Annotated in this window: 22 protein-coding genes and 1 pseudogene; 20 read left to right on the top strand and 3 right to left on the bottom strand. The window is 63.7% G+C overall.

From position 1 onward, the window contains the following. Window positions 1-5: 5 nt before the first annotated feature. Entirely contained in the window at window positions 6-1,295 is a 1,290-nt protein-coding gene (locus tag CA234_RS08985; protein WP_126001465.1) for a hypothetical protein, read from the bottom strand. A 109-nt stretch (window positions 1,296-1,404) separates the two neighbouring features. On the opposite strand from CA234_RS08985, the gene CA234_RS08980 reads away from it, so the two are divergent. Then, a complete protein-coding gene (locus CA234_RS08980) occupies window positions 1,405-2,364 on the top strand; it encodes a lytic transglycosylase domain-containing protein (protein WP_126001464.1) in 960 nt (319 codons plus the stop codon). Window positions 2,365-2,405: 41 nt separating this feature from the next. Here CA234_RS08980 and CA234_RS08975 read toward each other — a convergent pair whose 3' ends face one another. Both CA234_RS08975 and CA234_RS08970 read right to left on the bottom strand, forming a co-directional pair. Further along, window positions 2,406-2,933, bottom strand: coding sequence for an XRE family transcriptional regulator (locus CA234_RS08975; RefSeq protein WP_126001463.1), 528 nt, complete (start codon window positions 2,931-2,933; stop codon window positions 2,406-2,408). Between the two features lie 68 nt (window positions 2,934-3,001). Beyond that, entirely contained in the window at window positions 3,002-3,526 is a 525-nt protein-coding gene (locus CA234_RS08970; RefSeq protein ID WP_126001462.1) for a hypothetical protein, read from the bottom strand. 339 nt (window positions 3,527-3,865) lie between these two features. Here CA234_RS08970 and CA234_RS08965 point away from each other — a divergent pair, with 339 nt between their 5' ends. From CA234_RS08965 to CA234_RS08880, 19 genes and pseudogenes are all read left to right on the top strand, one after another. Beyond that, the gene (locus tag CA234_RS08965) at window positions 3,866-4,186 is read left to right on the top strand and encodes a TrbC/VirB2 family protein (RefSeq protein ID WP_126001461.1); all 321 of its coding nucleotides are present in this window, start codon (window positions 3,866-3,868) and stop codon (window positions 4,184-4,186) included. A gap of 58 nt (window positions 4,187-4,244) precedes the next feature. Next, window positions 4,245-4,535, top strand: a complete 291-nt coding sequence (traL, locus tag CA234_RS08960; RefSeq protein ID WP_069207811.1) for a type IV conjugative transfer system protein TraL — start codon at window positions 4,245-4,247, stop codon at window positions 4,533-4,535. A 1-nt stretch (window position 4,536) separates the two neighbouring features. Beyond that, entirely contained in the window at window positions 4,537-5,103 is a 567-nt protein-coding gene (locus tag CA234_RS08955) for a type IV conjugative transfer system protein TraE (protein ID WP_126001460.1), read from the top strand. Beyond that, window positions 5,100-5,906, top strand: a complete 807-nt coding sequence (locus CA234_RS08950) for a type-F conjugative transfer system secretin TraK (RefSeq protein WP_346962888.1) — start codon at window positions 5,100-5,102, stop codon at window positions 5,904-5,906. The genes CA234_RS08955 and CA234_RS08950 overlap by 4 nt, the downstream gene beginning before the upstream one ends. A gap of 1 nt (window position 5,907) precedes the next feature. After that, a complete protein-coding gene (locus CA234_RS08945; RefSeq protein WP_126001458.1) occupies window positions 5,908-7,236 on the top strand; it encodes a TraB/VirB10 family protein in 1,329 nt (442 codons plus the stop codon). Then, window positions 7,223-8,104, top strand: a complete 882-nt coding sequence (locus tag CA234_RS08940) for a DsbC family protein (RefSeq protein WP_126001457.1) — start codon at window positions 7,223-7,225, stop codon at window positions 8,102-8,104. Before CA234_RS08945 ends, CA234_RS08940 begins: the two co-directional genes overlap by 14 nt. A 38-nt stretch (window positions 8,105-8,142) precedes the next feature. After that, window positions 8,143-8,502, top strand: a pseudogene (locus CA234_RS25330) (TraV family lipoprotein); the annotation flags it as partial. 60 nt (window positions 8,503-8,562) lie between these two features. Further along, a complete protein-coding gene (locus CA234_RS24840; RefSeq protein ID WP_241213406.1) occupies window positions 8,563-9,009 on the top strand; it encodes a hypothetical protein in 447 nt (148 codons plus the stop codon). 1 nt (window position 9,010) lies between these two features. After that, window positions 9,011-11,602: a type IV secretion system protein TraC gene (gene traC / locus CA234_RS08930; RefSeq protein ID WP_126001455.1), complete on the top strand. Its 2,592-nt coding sequence runs from the start codon at window positions 9,011-9,013 to the stop codon at window positions 11,600-11,602. 4 nt (window positions 11,603-11,606) lie between these two features. After that, on the top strand, window positions 11,607-11,969 hold the full coding sequence (locus CA234_RS08925; protein WP_126001454.1) for a hypothetical protein: 363 nt from the start codon (window positions 11,607-11,609) through the stop codon (window positions 11,967-11,969). Continuing rightward, the gene (locus CA234_RS08920; RefSeq protein WP_126001453.1) at window positions 11,962-12,627 is read left to right on the top strand and encodes a TrbI F-type domain-containing protein; all 666 of its coding nucleotides are present in this window, start codon (window positions 11,962-11,964) and stop codon (window positions 12,625-12,627) included. Before CA234_RS08925 ends, CA234_RS08920 begins: the two co-directional genes overlap by 8 nt. Beyond that, a complete protein-coding gene (locus tag CA234_RS08915; protein WP_126001452.1) occupies window positions 12,608-13,144 on the top strand; it encodes a S26 family signal peptidase in 537 nt (178 codons plus the stop codon). Before CA234_RS08920 ends, CA234_RS08915 begins: the two co-directional genes overlap by 20 nt. A gap of 65 nt (window positions 13,145-13,209) precedes the next feature. Further along, window positions 13,210-13,797: a type-F conjugative transfer system protein TraW gene (traW, locus tag CA234_RS08910; RefSeq protein ID WP_126001493.1), complete on the top strand. Its 588-nt coding sequence runs from the start codon at window positions 13,210-13,212 to the stop codon at window positions 13,795-13,797. Then, window positions 13,797-14,066: a hypothetical protein gene (locus CA234_RS08905; RefSeq protein WP_126001451.1), complete on the top strand. Its 270-nt coding sequence runs from the start codon at window positions 13,797-13,799 to the stop codon at window positions 14,064-14,066. Before traW ends, CA234_RS08905 begins: the two co-directional genes overlap by 1 nt. 38 nt (window positions 14,067-14,104) lie before the next feature. Then, window positions 14,105-15,085, top strand: a complete 981-nt coding sequence (gene traU / locus CA234_RS08900) for a conjugal transfer pilus assembly protein TraU (protein WP_126001450.1) — start codon at window positions 14,105-14,107, stop codon at window positions 15,083-15,085. Between the two features lie 10 nt (window positions 15,086-15,095). Then, window positions 15,096-15,836, top strand: coding sequence for a type-F conjugative transfer system pilin assembly protein TrbC (gene trbC, locus CA234_RS08895; protein WP_126001449.1), 741 nt, complete (start codon window positions 15,096-15,098; stop codon window positions 15,834-15,836). Beyond that, window positions 15,833-17,707: a conjugal transfer protein TraN gene (locus tag CA234_RS08890; RefSeq protein WP_126001448.1), complete on the top strand. Its 1,875-nt coding sequence runs from the start codon at window positions 15,833-15,835 to the stop codon at window positions 17,705-17,707. Before trbC ends, CA234_RS08890 begins: the two co-directional genes overlap by 4 nt. 40 nt (window positions 17,708-17,747) lie before the next feature. Then, window positions 17,748-18,080: a hypothetical protein gene (locus CA234_RS08885; RefSeq protein WP_126001447.1), complete on the top strand. Its 333-nt coding sequence runs from the start codon at window positions 17,748-17,750 to the stop codon at window positions 18,078-18,080. A gap of 206 nt (window positions 18,081-18,286) precedes the next feature. Beyond that, entirely contained in the window at window positions 18,287-19,114 is an 828-nt protein-coding gene (locus CA234_RS08880; RefSeq protein ID WP_206431148.1) for a conjugal transfer protein TraF, read from the top strand. The last annotated feature ends 49 nt before the right edge of the window (window positions 19,115-19,163 follow it).

Here is a 19,163-nt window from a genome sequence, read left to right as displayed (position 1 = left end):
GTAGATCAAAATGGCTGTTCGAAACCGGTGGTGAGGCGATGATAGATTAGGCCGTTCTCGAGATCGATCGGTTCAATCGTGATGGTAGGAGCGATCTGCTCCAGGCTCCGCCGAAGCGCGGCATGTTCGTCGATCTCGATGTGCCCGGCTTGCGCAATCAACTGCCGGATTTCGCCCGTCGAACGGGACCGCGCCTCGCAAAGAAAGTCGGGCCGGCATGATCCCAGCGCGGTGAGCCGATCGAACACCGGCTTCTCGATAGCGAAATCGATCCCGTCGCGATCGAACGCCTTCCTCGCTTCCAGCAGCGATCTCAGAACGCGGCGCTCGAACTCCGTCTCGACCGGAATGAACCGATTACCAGCGAAAATCGGCTGCGCGTACGCCCTCAGCGGCGCGTAGCCCCTCGCTTCCGGGTACTCGCCGACGACGACGATCACCAGATATGGCCCCTTCACAGGGTTGCCCAGCACCGCCGGCGATTGGACGCGATTGGCAACCCTTATGGGGTCACATCCCGCCGGATAGATCGTCGACCCTCTGAACTCCGAAGCGAAGACAGTGAGGAAGCCTTGCGGAGCGTGCCCGCGCGGCCATTGACTAGCGAGGGCTCGGATGCCGGCGTAGGCGCGTCTGCTGTGCAGGGCCCGACCGTGCGTCCAGAGTGCCCGGCCGAGCTCGATGCCCGGCGCGATATCGATGTGGGTGGCCGCCCGGCTCAACGCGCGGAACTCTTCGACGATCGTCCGCTCCGCGGGCTCGTCGGCGAGCGGCGGGCTGATATTGAGGCGGCTGGCGGCGAGCAGGCGCCACAAAAGACGAGCGAGGCGCGGGACCGATGCGCTTCGAGTCCGATCATCGCCACCGTCATCGTCCGGTCGCTGCGCGAGCTTCTCGGGCGCCGGTCTCAACACCTCGAAATAGCCGGCTGGTGGATCGGCCGGAGTTCGCGGGTCGCGCGTTTGCGTTATGCGGTTGGTCACCTGGTCGCGGAAGAACGGGCAGTCCGGGAGATGCTCTGGCCGCTTGGAGCTGGTCAGACGGCGAAGGTAATAGGTCTCGGCTTCAGACAGGAAGGCAGGCGTGAGGATGGGCGGCGGCTGATCGGCCCCGAGACAATCGCAGGCGAGCCATTTGTCTCCAATGCGAGCCTGTTGGACGAGCGTGATCCCGGCATCCTCGTCGTCGCGCGTCCCCTCGCCGCGGTACCACGTCACCAACGCCTCCCGAAGCGGCGATGGCAGGGGAATGCGGGTTCCACAGAGCCCGTCGGTATGGCGATCGATCAACCACATGGCACAGCCTGTTCGAAGACTTGGCATCGATGCTCGCCACGAACCGCAGGATTGACAACCGCAATTCGCATGATCTCCACTTCTGGTCTTACCCGGATCGGAGACCCGAATGCGCATTCCTTGCTTTTGCATCGTCGCCGTCGCTGCGGTTCTCACCGGCGTGCAGGCTCAGGCGCAGCCGTCTCGACCAGGAAGAACCGTCGAGATACTCACGATGCCGTCACTGCCCGCAGCGCGGGCGATCGATCGAGATGAGGGGGCAGGGGCCGCCGACTTCGCGCTGTCGGACGCCACAGCAGTGGTCGACGCCTTCCGCACCCATGATCTAAGCCGGCGCTGGGTTTCCTTCGAGATGGCGAGCAGTTTCGCCTCAGCAGGCACGGTGGATGCAGCGTCGGACTCAGCTGCCATGTCGGCCGGCACGGCAATAGCTGGTGCCGATCGGCCGCCATTGGCGCTACGACCGCCGCCTGCGATCGCAATTCCAGGATGGATGGGCGGACGCCTCGCCTTCGCGGACGCAACGACCCGCTTTACACCTGGCTGCACTCCGACAGGTTACCGACCGGCAGGCTTCCTGAGTAGGAACGTCGAAAGGCGTCGGTTCGGCTACTATACGATGATGAGCAGCATCGCCTGTGAGTATGGGATTCCGGTGGGTCTCTTCGATGCGATGATCATTCGGGAAAGCGGCTATCAAGCAGGCGTGTTCTCTAAAAAGAACGCCTTCGGGCTGACCCAGCTGATGCCGGGCACTGCGGCGGGGCTCGGTGTAGATCGATACGATGTCGAGCAGAACCTGCGCGGGGGCGCACGCTACCTGAGACGGCAACTGGACAGTTTCGGGCAGGTTCACCTCGCGCTGGCAGCCTACAATGCTGGCCCAGGGCGGGTCCGCAACGGCGCAGTTCCCGAGATTGTCGAAACGCAAGATTACGTCGAAAACGTCCTTCTCAACTGGCGGCGGTTGGCGGACGTGCCGCGCGTAGCGACGGTGCAAGCGGCTGTCGGAGCGCCCCTCCCGCCGCCCCTCACATTTGGGCGCATCGCCTCGGTATCTTCCTATTAAGCTACGGCTTTAGAGGCAGATTAAGGGATCGATCATGCGGGCTAAAATTCGAATCTAGAGGCATCCGAAAGGAAGTCCCGGCGGGCCATCACCGCGGAAACTTCCTTTACTAGCTTCTCGACCAGCGCTTTGCGCAGCGGCCCGGCCCAAGCCTTTCGGACTTCGGTGCCGTCGATCCCCTCGATCTCATCCAGCGCGGCAAGAAGCATCGAAGGAAGGCCCTGGAACAGCTCGGCCAACATTGCGATCGAGGTGGCAAACCGCTCGTCGTGGAAGAGGCGCTGATCGCGGTACGTCTCCACGGTGATGATCGCTTGGACAATGTTGATATCGAGCGCGTCGAGGATTTGCTGAAACTCCCGCAGAGACATCGTCGCCCGTTTGCCGGGGTCGCTGTGCAGAAGCAGACCGAGGCGACTTTTGCTGATGCCAGCCTTCAGCGCGAGCTTCCGCTGCCCCACGTTTTTCTCGGACATGGCTTCCAGGATCAGCGGGATGAAGTCCCGCTGGTTGCCGTTGACCGAATTTCCGACGTCCTCCGACGCCTCGATCCGGGCAGGGGAAGACATGCACCGAGCCCCCTCTCCTAAGTTAGGGCTCCGACGAAACCATAGGTGCCCAGCCTTGGCAAGGTCGACTATCTCACTGCAACAGCACCGTTTTGGATGGAAGTGGCGCGAAGCCGGACCACGTTCCCGCCACTGGCGGACGATTCCGCCTCTGTTGCCGCGTCACGCGACCAGAGACGCTGCAGAATTCCCGCAGCTTTCTGTCCGACGACGTAATTGAACAGCGCGACAGAGATCGTGTCCGCCAGCGTGAGACTTCTGCCAAGCATTTCATCAAGTTGGCGCTTCAAGGCAGCCAGATTGTCGGCGCTCGCCTGAGCGATGTTCACAGAGATCTGGATGTCGCCCCCGGTAGGAACGGTCGAGAGATGCTCGCGAATGGTCTCGGCCTGCTGATCGACCCCGGCGGCATCGCCAAAGATTCTCCGGTCGAGGAGGCTATCGAGCGTCTGAAACTGCATCGTCTCGTTTGCATGCAGGCGCAGACTCTCGGTCGTAAGGCGGAAGAAATGTTCAGAGATCTCGAGCGGAATCCGGCGCGGAGCTGCGCTCATTGTATCGATCGTCGAACGCTCCTCGATCACGTTTGCCAACCCGTTCGCTTCCCGGTGCTGCCACGCAGACCATCTCGATCCGAAGATCGACGGCTGCGAATCTACTCTCATTTATGCGTGGTCGCAATAATCGAGCCGCGCCCCAAATTGTGGGCGCTACGCCCTTGGCCAGCGGGCGCAGCGCCCCTGAATCCGGGGCAGTCCGCCCGGTCCGACGGGGCAGGGTGCCCCGCGAGGCCGGGGTGGCAGTAGTCCTCGAAGTATAAAGCGAGCTGATCTCGGGCGGACGTCGGAAACTTTGTTGTCGGTCATCGTTGGGGAGGGTCACCCTTCAAATGGGCGCGGAAACAGTCGCGTTCGATTTGAAGGGAAACTCTCATGCAGTCTGTCCTCAAATACAGCGGCCGTGCGGAGCTGGCGATTCTCGCCCTCATCGCGTTGGCGTTCGCGCTGTTTCTCCTTGCCGGCCCGGCCTTTGCCGGAGCGGATACCACGTTCGACACCGCGCTGACGAAGTTCACCGATTTCCTCGAGGGTTCCGGTGGCAAGATCATCACCGTGCTTTCGCTCGCCGGCGGCATCGTGGCGCTCGCTTCGGGCCGTTTCTCGATGGGCCAGATCGCGATCCCGGTTGGCGTGGGCGTGGGCGCCGGCACCGGCATTCCGATCGTCACCTCGACCGTGACGGCAACGATCTGAAGAGTCCGACGGTCGGTCGGACTAGCAGATCCGGCCGGCTCTTGGAGGGGGTGGTGCAATGGCTGCGGACAAGTACGTCATTCCGTCTCATCTAGACGACCCGGAGCTAATCGGGCTGTGGACGCTAGATGAATTCCTGGCGATGGTGATCCCATTCGTTTGGGGAATCCTGTCTCAGCATATCCTTCTTGGCATGTTGCTTGCGGGCGCAGGCTGGTGGGGATTGAAGAAGGCTAAGGCAGGTCGGGCGGCATCCTGGCTGCTTCACATGGCCTATTGGCATCTTCCTGCCGGGTTCACCGGCATGAAGGCCACGCCACCCTCTTACCTCCGGCTGATGGCGGGGTAAGATGGAAATCTCCTACACCCACGCCCAGAGCCAGCGCGTCCTGAAGCAGCGCAACCTGCTCATAGTGACGACGGTCGGCCTGAGCATCCTCTCCGCGATCCTGCTGCTCGTCACCGCGACCCGTGATCGCGAAGTCGTCCTGCAGCCGGTCCTCCATTCCCCGCTTTCCGTGAGCAGCGCTGGCGTGTCGAGAGCGTATCTCGAGCTTATCACGCGGGACGTTGCCGTGCTGACGCTCGACCGCAGCCCGTCCAATCTCGAATACTGGATGAAGTCGGTCCTCGAGATCACAGCGCCGAGTGCGCAAGGTCGCGTCCGCGCCGATCTGATGAAGATCGTGAACGAGCAGCGCGGCTCCTCGATCGCGCAGTTCTTCACCATCCAGACGATGGAGATGGACCCGAAGAACCTCTGGTCGACGGTCACCGGCGATCTCCACACGATCGTCGGCAACAAGGTGATCGCCAAGGATCGGCGGACCTTTCGCTTCGATTGGCAATATTCCGGCCTCTCTCTGAAGCTTGTGGGCTTCGGGATGGTGACGACCGGCAAGGAGAGGGATCAGTGATGTCGGTCTTTGCCATCGGCAGCGCCGCGACAGGCGTTGCCCTCCTGAACCGCTACTATTGCTTCGTCAGTCGCTTCTTCGGCGCGTCGTTGGTTGCCATCGCCGCGCTGCTCATCGCCGCGCCGGCCTGGGCCGACCAGACCGTCCTGGCCTCCGATGGAAGCCAGGTCGACTGTGCTGCCTCGGCGAAGGACCTGACGCGGATCAGCCTGGTCGAGGATGAGTTCGCCTCGGTCTCGAAGATCTCGACCGGCAACCCACAGGACGACTTCTCGGTCGTGAACGAGCCCGTGCGGGGTGACATTTATCTGTCGGTGCCGGATGGCTTCGGTCGCCAGGCGCTCTCCTTCTTCGGCACCAGCAAGCGCGGTTATGTCTATAAGTTCGTCTGCCGCATCGCGGGCGATCAAGCGGTGCAGGTGTTCATCTCCAACCCTGCCATCGCAAAGGACAAGGCGGAGGAAGCTTCGCCGCAGGTCGCCGCGGCCAGTCCGCAGGACAACGCCGTTGAACTGGTGCAGGCGATGTACGCCAACCAGGTCGTCGAAGGCTACGAGATGCGGCAGCGCGCGCTGCGTCCGGTCTACGTTGGCAACCTCAAGGTGCAGATGATCGCCGAATACCGCGGAGCGGAGCTCACCGGTCGTGTCCTTCGCATCGAGAACAGCGGCAGCGATGCGGTCACGCTGACCGAAGCGACCGTGGCGCCCGCCAGCGCGCTCGCCGTGTCTATCGCGGAACCAAGACTCGATCCCGGGAAGGTCACGACGGCCTACCTCGTCTCTTCGAACGGGAGGCAATGACATGGCTTTGAGCGATCTCCTGAGGCGCCAGCGCGCGCCCCTCGACAGCACCACGGATGAGGGTGTGTCCCCCGTCTCGAGCGACCTGACTACGAACGAAAGCGTGCGGAAGCGGCAGCGGATGCTGCTGGCAGGGGTCGCCGGCGTCGGGCTCGTGGCGTCATCCTTCTGGATATTCGGTGACGATGGCGACCGATCGGGCGCGGCGCTGGACGATGCGACCAAGGTCGAAGTGTCGACCAAGGACATGGTCAACAAGAACCTTAATCAGCAGGAGTGGATGGCGCTCTCCGAAAATCAGATGCAGTCGGTCGAGAACCAGCTGAAATCTGTCAACGGGCAGCAGCAGCGCATGGACCAGCTCGCGCAGCAGGTCGAGCTGCTCAAGGGTCAGAATCAGGCGATGCAGGCCGACGGCGCCCGTGTCCTGTCGGCCTATCAGCAGGAGAACGATCAGCTTCGACGGGACATGGCATCGGCCAGGGCAGCGCCACCGCCGGCACCTGGTCCCGGCGCCATGTATGGACCGGGTGGGACGCAGAGTTATCAGCGACCCGACAGCCCTTCCGCGACGCGGGCATTGCCTGCCGCCGGTAGCGGGGCGGAGGTCAAGCTGGTGAGCTTCCAGACTGCCGATGGCGGTACGGCGACGAGGATCGCCAAGGGAAGCACGACCTTCACCGACAGCATCAACTACCTCCCGCCGAACAGCTTCGCCAGCGCGAAGGTCATCGTCGGCGTCGATGCGAGCGCCGGCGTGAACAGCCAGACGGACCCTTTGCCGGTCGTCCTCCGTGTCACGGGGCCTGCGCGCTCGGTCTATCAAAACGGGCGTCTGCTCACGACGAAGATCGAAGGGTGCCTGATCAACGGTGCGGCGCGCGGCGATCTCTCGAGCGAGAAGGTCTACGTCAAACTTCAGAAGATGACGTGCCCACAGCCGGGTGGCCGCTACGCAGTGTCCGAGGTCAAGGGCTTCATCGCTTTCGGCGGCAAGACCGGCGTTCGCGGCCGGGTCGTCAGCCGCGAGGGATCTCTCGCGATGCAAGCGTTCCTGGCCGGGTTGGTCAGTGGCGGCGGCAATGCGCTGAACTCGGCGTTCAATCAGCCGCTGGCAACCATCACCGACAATGGAGAGGGCGGTCTAAATCGTACCCCCAATCTCGGCAGCGTCGGCTTGCGCGCGCTCGGCGGCGGCGCTGCCGAGGCCGGGAAGGACGTCTCGAAATACCTGATCGAGCGCGCCGAACAATATCAACCGGTCATCGAGATGCCGACGGGCGTCGACGTCGAGATCGTTTTCCTGGAGGGTGTCTATGTCCGCAACTGATCGGATGCGACGGCTCGGTGCCGTCGCCCGTTCCGCTCCTGCGATCCTGGCGGTCGGGGCGCTCGGCATCGCCGGTATCGCACTCGCGGCGGATGCGGCGAGGGTCGATGAAACGCAGGTCGTGAGCTTGTTGAAAACTCGGCTGCCCAAGACCGAGCTGACAAAGGTCGACTGCAAGAAGATCGACGGTCTGTGCGAGGTCACCGCAGGATCCAACCTATTCTACGTCAACCACGGCTCGCGTTATCTGATCATCGGCCGGGTCTACGACATGGAAACGCGCCAGGATCTGACTGCCGCGCGTCTGTTGGAGATCAACCCGGACATGCTGGTCGGCGGCGCGGCGAGAGCCAATGCCGCCGCCGATGAAGCAGGCAGCCCCGATGCGGGCATTGCCGGTGTGGCGAGCGGTGCGAAAAAGGTCACCGTCCCGGCCAAGCCCGCCGCGCTGAACCTCACGAGCTTGCCGGCCGACGGCGCTATCGTGTGGGGTAACCGGTCCGCCAAGCACACGGTTACCGTCTTCACTGACTTCCGCTGCAGCTATTGTCGGGCGTTGACCAACGTGCTGCGCAGCATGGAGGTCAAGGTTGTCGAGCGGCCGATATCGGTGCTCGGCAGCCGCGACATCGCCGACCGGGTCTATTGCTCCAAGAACCAGGAAGAGGCCTTGCACGCGGCATACGCCGGCGAGCCCTTCAAGGCGCCGAGTCCGTGCAATACCGCGGGCCTCGATGCCAATGAGAAGTTCGCACGAAAGCACGGCCTGAACGGTACGCCGATCATCGTCCGCAGCGACGGAGAGGTGATTGAGGGTTACCGGCCCAAAGAGTTCCTCGAGGCTTGGCTGAAGGGTGCGACGTCGTGAGCGCGCGCGATCCACGGTGCGCTCGCAAACAAGCTCTCATGGGCGTCGTCGGGCTGGCTGCGCTCAGCGGGTGCACGACCTTCGGCGGCAACGTGAAGGGAAACTTCTCTTGCTCGGCTCCCGACGGCATCTGCGCACCTTCGTCATCCATCGATGACCGCGCTCTCGCGATGATCGCGGACAGCGCCGGCAGCTCGGAATTGTCGCCAGCAGGCGGTTCCCAGGCTCAGGAACCGACCGCCAGGGTTCCCCGGAAGGCTTCCGCCGTTCAGCCGCTGCCGCTCGGCCAAGCCGATGCTCGGCGAACCCAGGAGCGCGTCCTCCGCATCGTCTTCCAGCCATACATAGATGATAGGGGGCGGCTACATGAAGCAAGCGCCGTGCACGCAGTGGTCCAGCGGGGCGAATGGCACCAAGAGGTGGTGGCCAACTCGACAAGCTTGCCCGATCGAAATGCCATGCGAGCACCGGCGCCTGCGGAATCGCTCGCCGATGCCGTCAACCGCGCCGACCAAGGAAGCGTCGCGTTTGCCGTCGATCCGGACCTTCCCGATCCCGCTGCCGTGGCGGCCGCGCGCGCTCGCGCGGTGGATCCGGTGGCAGCCATCAAATCCGAGGTTGCGGCTCGCCTAGCCCCCAAGGCGGGCCGCACGCCGCGAGCCGCGCCTGGCGCCGAGGGCGTGGCAACTCCGCAGCCAGCGGCCCTCGCGCCCAAGGCGAGCAGTGACGTCGGCAAGGGCAAGGTTGGCGCAGCGGGGCGCCCGGAGAAACAGGCACCTCCGGCTAATGCAGCCACCGCGATCGCCGCCGCAGATGAGCCGCTTGCCCCCGCCGGCTCGCCGCCCGTGCCGAAGCCCACCGTGAGAGCCCCCGGCTTTCCTAGCGCCGGGCCGGAGGACAATTAACATGGGTCAAGGCTTCTTCGATGATCTTCTCGCCGGCGTCTTCGGCGACAGCAAACGGCCGGACACGCAGCGACCGGATCTGGGAGTACCGATGTTGGCGCACTGGCTGCCCTACCGGAGCTACGATCCGAAAACCGGCATCTTCTACAACAGCGCGTCACGCGGGTTCGTGATTGAGGCGGCACCGCTGGTCGGCGCTGACGAGCGCACAGGGGAAATCCTCGCGCAGTTCCTTTCGGAAGGAATTCCGGCGCCAGGATGCCTGCAGTTTCATCAGTGGATGTCGCCGCGGGTCGGAGAACGCCTGTCGAGATGGTATCTGCCGCGATACTCGGCACGCGGCGTCTACGAGCGCATGGCGAAGCACCGCGTCGATTTCCTGACGAACGGCGTGTGGGCGTCGCTGTCGGCCGATGCCCCTTTTTGCCTCCGCAACCACCGCGTGGCGATCTCCTACTCCACGCCAGAATCCTCGAGCGTCTCGGTCGAACAGATCGTCTCGGTGATGGAAGGCATCATCTCGGCGCTTCAGTCGATCAACGTCTTGGCCCGTAAGATGGACCCCGTCGCGCTGATCGGCTGGATCGATGACATCACCTCGCCGACCACCGCGGCGGGCGAGGATGCGGTCAGCTATAATCCCCTTGATCCCATCGCCGATCAGGCGATCCGGCGGGACATCGAGCTGCACGTCGAGCCCGACCGCATGCTGCTGCGCACCGAGCGCTTCCGGCCCACGGGTAAGACGCTCGAGGGCGCGCCCGAGATTGGCGAAATCTATCCCGACGTCTTCGACGTCCGATCCTTCTCGGTTCGCAACCTCCCGAACCGCTGGGCCCCTTGGGATGTCGCGCGGCTGATCGGCGACATGTTCACCGACAAGCTGCGCATGCCGTGCCCGGTCGCGACGAACCTGTGCATCGACTTTCCCGATGCACAGGCCACCACCAACAAAGCCAGCTACAAATTCATGCGGACGACGAGCCTGGCGGACTCCAAGTCATCGAAGTTCCTGCCGCAACTTCGCGAGCAGTCGCAGGAGTGGCGGCACGTCAATGAGGAGATCCGGCAGGGTCGCAAGCTCGTCCGGGTGTTCTTCAGCGTCACGTCCTTCTCACCAAAGGGCAAGGGCGACAGCCATGAGCGAGTGCTAAAGTCCATCTATCGCGCCGCGGGCTGGGACCTCCTCGACGATCGCTACCTCCAGGTGATGGGCCTGCTCTGCGCCATGCCGATGACGATGGCCAACGGCCTGTCGAAGGATCTGGAGCGCATGAAGCGTATGCGCACGCTGCTCACGACGACCGCGGCCAACCTGGCGCCCCTGCAGGGGGAGTATCTGGGCGGCGCGGTGCCCCATCTGCTTCTGATCGGTCGGCGCGGGCAGCCGTTTTTCTGGAGCCCATTCGAGAATGCAGCCGGCAACCACAATGTGGCGGTGTTCGGCAAGTCCGGCTCGGGCAAGTCCGTTGCGCTCCAAGAGCTCTGCGGGTCGCTCTGCGGCGCCGGCGCCAGGGTGGTCGTCATCGACGACGGACGGTCGTTCGAGCATTCCGCGAAGCTCCAGGGAGGGGCGTTCGTCGAGTTCACGATGAGCTCGGGTTTCTGCCTCAACCCCTTTTCCATGATCGATCAGACGCAGGCCGCGGAGGATGAGGACTATCTCCTCGACTGCATGGCGATGCTGAAGGCGATCATCAACCAGATGTCGCGTCACATCAATCTGCTCGACGACACCGAACGCGGGCTGATCGACGGCGCCGTCAACCAAGTCTGGGAGGCTCACGGCAGCGAAGGTTCGATCGACTTAGTGACCGAAGCGCTCGAGGCGACCGGCAACCCGCTCGCCGCCAATCTCGCGATTGCGATGCGGCCTTTCTCGTCGGCCGGGACCTATGGTCGGTTTTTCCAGGGCCAGGTGTCGTTCGAACTGAAGGCGCAGCTGACCGTGTTCGAGCTCTCCGACCTGTCGGCGCGCGAGGAACTCCGCAGCGTCGTCCTGACCGCCATCATGTTCATGTCGCAGCAGATGATGCGCAAGCTCGATCGGTCGATCCCCAAGGCGCTTCTTCTCGACGAAGCCTGGCAGATGCTCCGCGGCGGGGCGATGGCCGACTTCATCGAAACCTATGCCCGAACGTGCCGCAAATATGGCGCGTCGCTCGTGACGGCCACCCAATCGCTCAACGACTATTACAAGTCGGCCGGGTCGATCGCTGCGCTCGAGAACTCGGACTGGTTCGTGATCCTGCAGCAGAAGCCGGAAACGATCGCCGACTTCAAGAAGCACGATCGCTTCGAGATGGACGACTACACCGACGCGCTGCTCCGATCGCTCAAGCGGAACGGGTTCGAATACTCCGATATCATGATCAAGGGTCCCGACACGCTCGCGGTCGGGCGGCTCGTCCTTGATCCCTATTCGGCGACGCTCTTCTCCTCCAGCCCCAAGACCTTCGCCGCAATCGACGGCCTGATCGCCGAGGGTCTGAGCATGGACGAAGCGATCGAGCGCATCGCGTTCCCCGACAACCCAGAGAAATGGACCAGCAATCTCGATCCATCGAGCGAGATCGCGATGGCCGCGGAGTAGGATCATGGCGACGATCATCGACAAGGTGCGGATGGCTGACGACGAGCGGAGCGCTCGCGCCTTTCCCTGGCGTGCTGTCCTCCACTTCATGCTTCACGGCTCGGGCGTCGTGGGTTCGACGCTGCTGATCACGTGGGGCCTTTTCTTCCTGTTCTTCCTGCTCCTGGGCGACCTGTCGTTCGATGGTCTCGTTCATCAGCTCCACAATTTTACGAGCCGCTACGTGGCTGCGGACGTGGCCCGAACGGCTGCTTTCCAGCACACGTTCGCCATCGCGCATCTGATCCTCTCGAGCGCGATCATCCTGCTGCGCCGGGACAAGCTTCTGCCCCGTCGTCGAGAAGAGGGAGCCGGTCGCCGTGGCTGAACAGACCGAACTCGACCTTCCGGCGGCGCCGGCGAGCGCCGGCGTAGTTGCCCCCACGGCTCGAAAAGCGGCCTTCGCAGGGTTCAGCCGACGCCAGATCCTCGCGGGAGCGGCGCTCTTCGTCGCGATCATATGGGGCATGTGGGTCACGCGCGCGCTTACCTCGGCAGAGGAGGAGCCCCTCGTGGCAGCGCGCCTGTCCGCCCTTGTCGGCGACTATGTCGAGGCTCAGCGATTCTCCGGGTCGCCGCCGGACCGCGTCCAGGCCGAGATGCGGGCCTTCATGGCATCGCTCGACAAGGAATTGCAGCGGCGAAGTGCGCGCGGGCAGGTGGTGCTCGTCGGCGAGGCGGTCCTGACCAAGAACGTGCCGGATATCACAGACAGCTTGAAGGCCGCGGTGTTTGCGTCCGGTGTGCCGGTACCGAAGCGCGCCTCCGTCGAGGAACTGCAGCGCATGCAGGAACTGGCAGCCGTGCAGGCCGCGCTGGCGGCACGCCCCGCCCAGCCCGGTTCGATCGATCCGATCGGCGCGGCTCAGCAGCTTGTGCCTCCGGCAGCGCCCGTGCCTTCCGCGATGCTAGAGCCGAGAGGGCAGGCCGGGCAGGGCGCAACCGTATCGACGTTCGGAGGGCCCGATGGCAGCCCCCGTCCGTGAGATCCCACCGCTTCGGTGGCGGCCGCGGAAGCGGTTGTGGGCACTGCTCGGCGTCGCGGTCGCGTGCTCGATCGGACTGAGTGCGATCGGCAGCTGGCGCGACAGCCATGTGCTGCTCATCAACACGACCGACTCGTTGCCCAATTGGGCTTTCCTGATCCGCCGCCACGCTTTGCCGGAGAGGGGAGAGCATGTGTTCTTCGATCCCCCGCGCTCCGAGCTTCTCAAGCGTCATTTCGGACCGAAGCCGCAGATGTTCGGCAAGATTGTGTATGGTGTGCCGGGAGACATCGTCGGCCACTCCGGGCAGCTCGTGACGATCAACGGCGAGCCGGTCGCGCGCATGAAGGCGAGGACCAAGGCGGGCGATCCCCTGACACCGGGGGCGGTCGGTCAGATTCCGCCGGGCTGCTTCTTTGCTGGGTCTCCGCACCGTGACGGCTTCGACAGCCGATATGCCGAAATCGGTCTCGTGTGCGGCCGGCAGATTGTGGGCGTCGGGGAGCCGGTGCTGTGATCCGCCTTGTCGCCAGCGCTGCAGGCGTCGCGCTGTTCGGCGTGACGATCGCCGTAACGGGCGCGATGCGCACCGAGGCGCGGGACTATGGCCAGGCGGCCCAAAGCTTCCCGGTCATCGAGCCGGACCTGCTCGCGACGATCGAAGCGCGGCTCAAGCGAGCTGAAGCGACAGGCGAGCTTGCACGCACGAACGCGATGTTCGCCAAACGCGTCGAGGCCAAGGTGCGCCGGCCGACCCCCGTCGCCGGTCTCTCGCCGGCGTCGGTTGCGCGAGCCTGGGAGTATGATCCGTCGGTCCGGCTCGAGCGCGACATCCGTGATCAGAAGGGCAATCTCATCGCCGCGGCCGGTCAAACGCTCAACCCGCTGGACTTCGTGGCGGTCAAGCAGGCGCTCGTGTTTGTCGACGGGGACGATGCCGGCCAGGTTGCCTGGGCGACGGGTCGCTACGATGATCGGGCCGCCAAGATCATTTTTGTCGGCGGCTCACCGATCGAAGAGATGACCCGCAGGAAGCGGCGATTCTACTTCGATCAGGAGGGCAGGCTCACGTCGCGCTTCGGCATCGAACATACGCCGGCGGTCGTCCGCCAGGACGGGCGCATCATGCGCGTGACCGAACATGTGGTTAAGCCCGGGGGGACGAGCTGATGCCGCTCTGGTTCGATCTTCTCCGGACGCCAATGGCCGCCCCCGAAACCCGCGGACTGCGTCGTCTCAGGCTGGCTTGGCAGACGCTCTGCTTTTCGAGCGCGCTCGTTATCGGCCTCTTCGGTCCCTTGCACCGCGCCGTCGGACGCCCCGCCGCAATCGCGGCCGCGTCACTGCTGGCAGCGCTCCTGGTCTGCACCGCGGTCTACATCGCGAAGAAGCAACGGGCCGATCGGACATTCATCGAGCAGATCGGGGAAGCCGAATGACGTCGCGCCGGCTCCACAATCTTGTGCTCCTCGTCGGAATGGTCCTGATCGGCCTGGTTTTCTCGCCGAAAGCCGAAGCGGCACCGACCTGCCACGGCAAGTTCGTCAATCCGGTCACCGACGTCTGTTGGTCATGTCTGTTTCCGCTTTCCGTGGGCGGCTTGAAGATCTGGCCGAGCGGCCGACCCGATCCGAAAAATCCTTCCTCGCCGATCTGTGCGTGTTCCGATCCGCTCCCGCGTATCGGCATTGCGGTCGGCTTCTGGGAACCTGCCCGGCTCGCGGACGTGACGATGAAGCCGTGGTGCTTTCCGAACCTCGGCGGCGTCCGGATCGCGCCAGGTTTCGACATCGGGCAAGGCTATCTTGCCGGCCCTTCGATGGTCGGCGGCCGCTCGCAGAGTACGGCTAAGTGGCACGTCCACTGGTACGTCTATCCGCTTCTATACTGGATGGAGATCCTTACCGACTTCGTCTGCTTCGAACAGGCTTCGTTCGATATCGCCTACATGACGGAGGTCGATCCGCTGTGGCAGGATGACTCGCTCGCGGCCCTGATCAACCCGGAAGCGATCGTGTTCGCAAACCCGGTCGCCCAGGCCGCGTGTGCTGGCGATTGCATCGCCGGAACGGTGAACCTCCCGCTGGATCCGCTCTTCTGGTGTGCAGGCTGCCAAGGCCCGATGTACCCGCTCAACGGGAACATCCCGGCGTCGATCGGCCACGTGCAGTCGTCCCGGCTCGCCCTGTCGCGATTTGCCTACAAGATGCATCGCCAAGCGCTGGCATGGGGCACGATGGGATCGGCCGGGCTCTGCAAAAAGTATCTGATGCCGGTGATGAGGAAGCAGCAATATCGCTTCCAGATGGTCAACCCGATCCCGACCGTCAGCGGACGTTTTGCCTGCTCGGCGATCGGGGCATCCACGATGCCGCCCGATGCTGGACGCGCCTATCCCGCCGGTGGTGAGGACATGGGCTATCTCGTCTGGCGCAAGCGCAACTGCTGCGTCCTCTAGGGGGATTACGATGCGCCTTCTCACCCTTGGTGGTCTCGCCCTCCTCTGTACCGCAGGCCTGTCGACGCTGCTCGCGCAGTCGGTCGATGGGGTCGATGTCCAGGCCGTGAAGAAGCGGGCCGCCGATCTCGCAACGGAGGCCCAAGCGTTTGTCGAGCAGGTGAAGGATCGCGGCGATCGCTTCCGGGAAGATGCCGCGACCGTTCAGACCGATGGCCTCGAGAACATGCGGCGGGTCGCATCAACCGATCTGCCGAAGGGGCCGGCGGGTGCGGTCGATTTCGATGAGATCGTGCAAGGCGCGGCTGGCAATATCGGCGCCAACGGCGGCGAGGCCCCCCGGTTCATCGTATTTGCCAGCCTCTCGATGCCCGAAAACTCACTCCGGCAATTGGTCCGCGATACCGCCGATGCCGGTGGGGTGGTCGTGTTTCGAGGCTTTCCCAACAACTCGGCGAAGGACTTCGTCGCGCGCCTCAGCAAGGTCGTCGATCAAGGCCAGCTCGCCAGCATCGGCATCGACCCACGCCTCTTCCGAGCATTCGAGGTCCAAGCGGTACCCACCTATGTGACGGTCTCGTCCGACTTCGACCTTTGCGCCGGCTTCTCCTGCCAGACGAAGCTGCCCCCTTACGACCGCATGATCGGCAACGTGACGGTCGAATACGCGCTTACGACCTTCGCCGAAGGCAATGGGCCGGGAGCGCGGATCGCCGCGGTTGCCCTGTCGAACATGAAGCGCAGCCGGTGAAGGTCAGGCGTATCCTGTCGAGCGGATTATTGGCGCTCATTCTGACGGCGCATCCCGCCGGCGCGCAGGAGATGACCGTTGAGCAGGCCCGCGAAGAGGGCAAGGCGATGGCCCAGCAGAAGCGCAATGATCCTTCATTGGTGCCGTCCAGCGACGAACAGGCGCAGGCGGTGCCGGGGTTCACCGGCACCAGCCTGCCTCAGAGCATATATTTCGACGATCCGGACAGGCTTGTGGCGGATGCCCAGGCGTCGAAGGCGGGCAACGAGAGCTACCGGATCGTCACCGACGCCGACCGCGTGCGCCCGACTTTCAGCAATGCGGAGATTCTCGCGACGACCAGTCGCGCCACGCAGGTCGAGAACGATCCCACCGCGTTTCTCGATGGCGAAGACATATCGGCGGGGTCGGGGACATGCACGCCGTTGCCGCCGGGAATTGGAACGGAGGGTTATTACGAGGCGACCTGCAATACGGGCACCAAGCTCACGGAAGAGCCGCGCACCTGTACGATCAGGATGGTCCCGCAGATTACGAACAGCGAGCGCTGGTTTTACTATGGCGTCAAGGCCAACCTGGCCGGCTACGGGTTCGCGGACCTCAATTATCTCAACGCCAAGTCGGTGGCGGGCGTCTGCCGGTCGACCGGAGTCAGCAAGCACATCTGCGATGCACAGATGGATCTAGGCGCGGGCGGCGATGATCCCGCCGCCTACCTGCGCTTCTGCAAGCGGCGGCTTTCCGGGACCGCAACCCAGTTCTCGTGCGCCGCCGAGCTGCCGCAAGGGGAGCTCCCTTATCATTATAACCATGCGACCGGGACGGTCTTCCTCAAGAAGGAAGGCGAGGTAAGCGTCACCGTCTCGCGTGACGACAGCAGTTGCGCCGGTCTTGCATCGGACGAGTTGTGCCGGAGATCGTCCGACGACGACGTCTGCGTCGAGGGCGCCGAAACGCGGACTTTCGAAGGCGTTCCGATCACCCAAGCGTGCTGGGCATGGCAGCGCAACCACATGTGCCACACGCTGAGCAGAGGAAACGACTGCACAGACCTCGAGAACAACCGCCAGTGCACTCATCTCCGAGATACGTGCCTGGACGATCCCCAAAGCGGACCCTGCAAGGTCGTCGAGAAGGTCTATAAATGTCCGACGCCGGGCAGCACCGTGCCGGGCGACAAGCAGTATATCTGTGGAAGCGACGTCTATTGCATCAACGGCGATTGCGAGCCGATCGTCCGGGAAGCATCGACCGAGTTCAGGGACGCGCTCGTCGGACTGCACTCGCTCGATCAGGCGGGAAAGGAATTCAACGAGGCTGATTACCGCGTTTTCAGTGGGAAGCGGGAAACCTGCCACAAACCGGTCTTCGGATTGATCAACTGCTGCGCTGGCAAGGTATCCGGTGTCGTGCCGGTTGCGGCAGGGGCTGCGGCGCTCGCCGGCGGACCGGCTGCCATCGCCGCTTTCGCCACGCCGTTCCTCACCCTGTTCGCCTGCTCACAGGATGAGATGAAGCTCGATATCAAGGATCGAATGGGCTTCTGCCACAATCTCGGCAGCTACTGCTCTTCGAGCTTCCTCGGCATCTGCAAGACGAGGCGCACCGCCTATTGCTGCTTCGAAAGCAAGCTCTCCCGCATTCTTCAGGAACAGGGACGGGTCCAGCTTGGAAAGCCTTGGGGTCCTCCGAAGCGGGAGCAATGCCAAGGCTTTGCGGTCGAAGAGTTCGCCCAGCTCGACCTATCGCTGATGGATTTCACCGAGGTCTATTCCGACTTCATGGAGGCCGCGAAGCTGCCCGATGAAGTGCAGACGCTGTCCGACATCCAGGACAAGATCCAGGCCTATTATGACCTACATGGCAACTGATCCGCGGCCCGGCGGGGTTGGCAGCCCGTGCCCTTGGGCCATGACGGTCTTCGAGCTCGCCATCTTCCTGGCCGTCTATCGTGCCATGAGCCCGATTGGTTCGGACGCGCTCGCGGAGACGTTGAGCGGCTGGTTCGAGACGGCGATCACCGGCGACGACATTACCACCGCAGCAGCTGGAATGGTCGGTCGCGGTTGGCTGGCAATGATTGGCGGCAGCCTGATGGCGACCGAGGAGGGACGACGGGTCTCCCGCGTGCTCGCAAACGGCCTCATCCGAATGCTCGATCAGGGGACGCGCCTGATCGACGTGGCCCTGATGATGGCCGTGCTGCGCTTAACGACAGGGGAGCTGGACGATGGCCGTCTTTGAATTGCCCGCCATCGTGGCGTTGCTCCTCGTTCAATCGCCGCTCACGCCTCCCAAACCCGGCCACCCATGCGGATGGAGAAGCACCCGCGGTTTCGACTGCTGCCTCGATCTCCCGGCTTGGAGCACGCCGGTCGTACCCGACCCACTACCCAACCAGCCCCCACCCTCCGCGACAAATCAAACTGACGGTGAAAGGACGCCAACGGATGTTGCGACACGCTAAGGTAGCGATGCTTCTGCTCGTCTTGTCGCCGCTCGGGCCTGGAACGCCGGCATTGGCGCAGAACGGAGCCGTCGCCGAAGACGAGCTCGATCGCGATGCGCCTGACGCCTTTTACTGCGGCGAGCGGAAGCTCGGCCAATGGTTTTATTGTGCCAAGCCGAAGCCGGCCGAGAACAGGGAGGCACGCCAGCCGCCTCCCGTTGCCAGCGCCGCAGAGCAAATGGCGGCGATCACGAAGCAGCTCGACGAGTTGAAGGCGCGCGCCATTCTCGAGCCGACTGAGGCCAATGTCATCGCCTATGTGCGCTTCCAGCGAGAGCAGCTCGATCGGGCATCGACCTTCTCCGACACTTGGCAACGCGCGCTGTGGCAGAACCCCGATCTCGACTACACCCTGCAACGTCCCGTTTCGACCATAGGGAAAAGGCTGTGGCTCGATAACCGCAAGGCCGATCGCGACGCCGTGCTCACCAGGCTGGGCCAGCGCTATGGGCTGTTCTACTTCTACGCGCAGAGCTGCGGTGCGTGCGAGGTGTTTGCTCCCATCCTACGATCCGTGACCGACAGTCACAGGATGTCGGTGATGGCCGTCTCGATGGACGGCGGACCGAGCAAGGATTTCCCGAACTACGTCGTCGACTCCGGCCAGCGCGCTCGAATGGGTCTGGCCGGAAACGAGACGCCGGCACTCGTGCTCTTCGACACCCAGACCCGGCGAACGATCCCGGTCGGCTACGGCGTGCTCAGCGCCGACGAGATCATGGATCGCATCTTTATGCTGACCAACACAAAGGTGGGGAGCGACTACTGATGGCTCAAGCAAGAGGGAAGGGTAGGCGCCCTGGATTCCGCAAGCGGGC

The organism is Sphingomonas sp. ABOLE, assembly GCF_003950455.1.
Lineage (GTDB): Bacteria > Pseudomonadota > Alphaproteobacteria > Sphingomonadales > Sphingomonadaceae > Sphingomonas > Sphingomonas trueperi.
The sequence above is the reverse complement of the archived record's forward strand: the minus strand, read 5'-3'. Positions and strand labels throughout refer to the sequence as shown.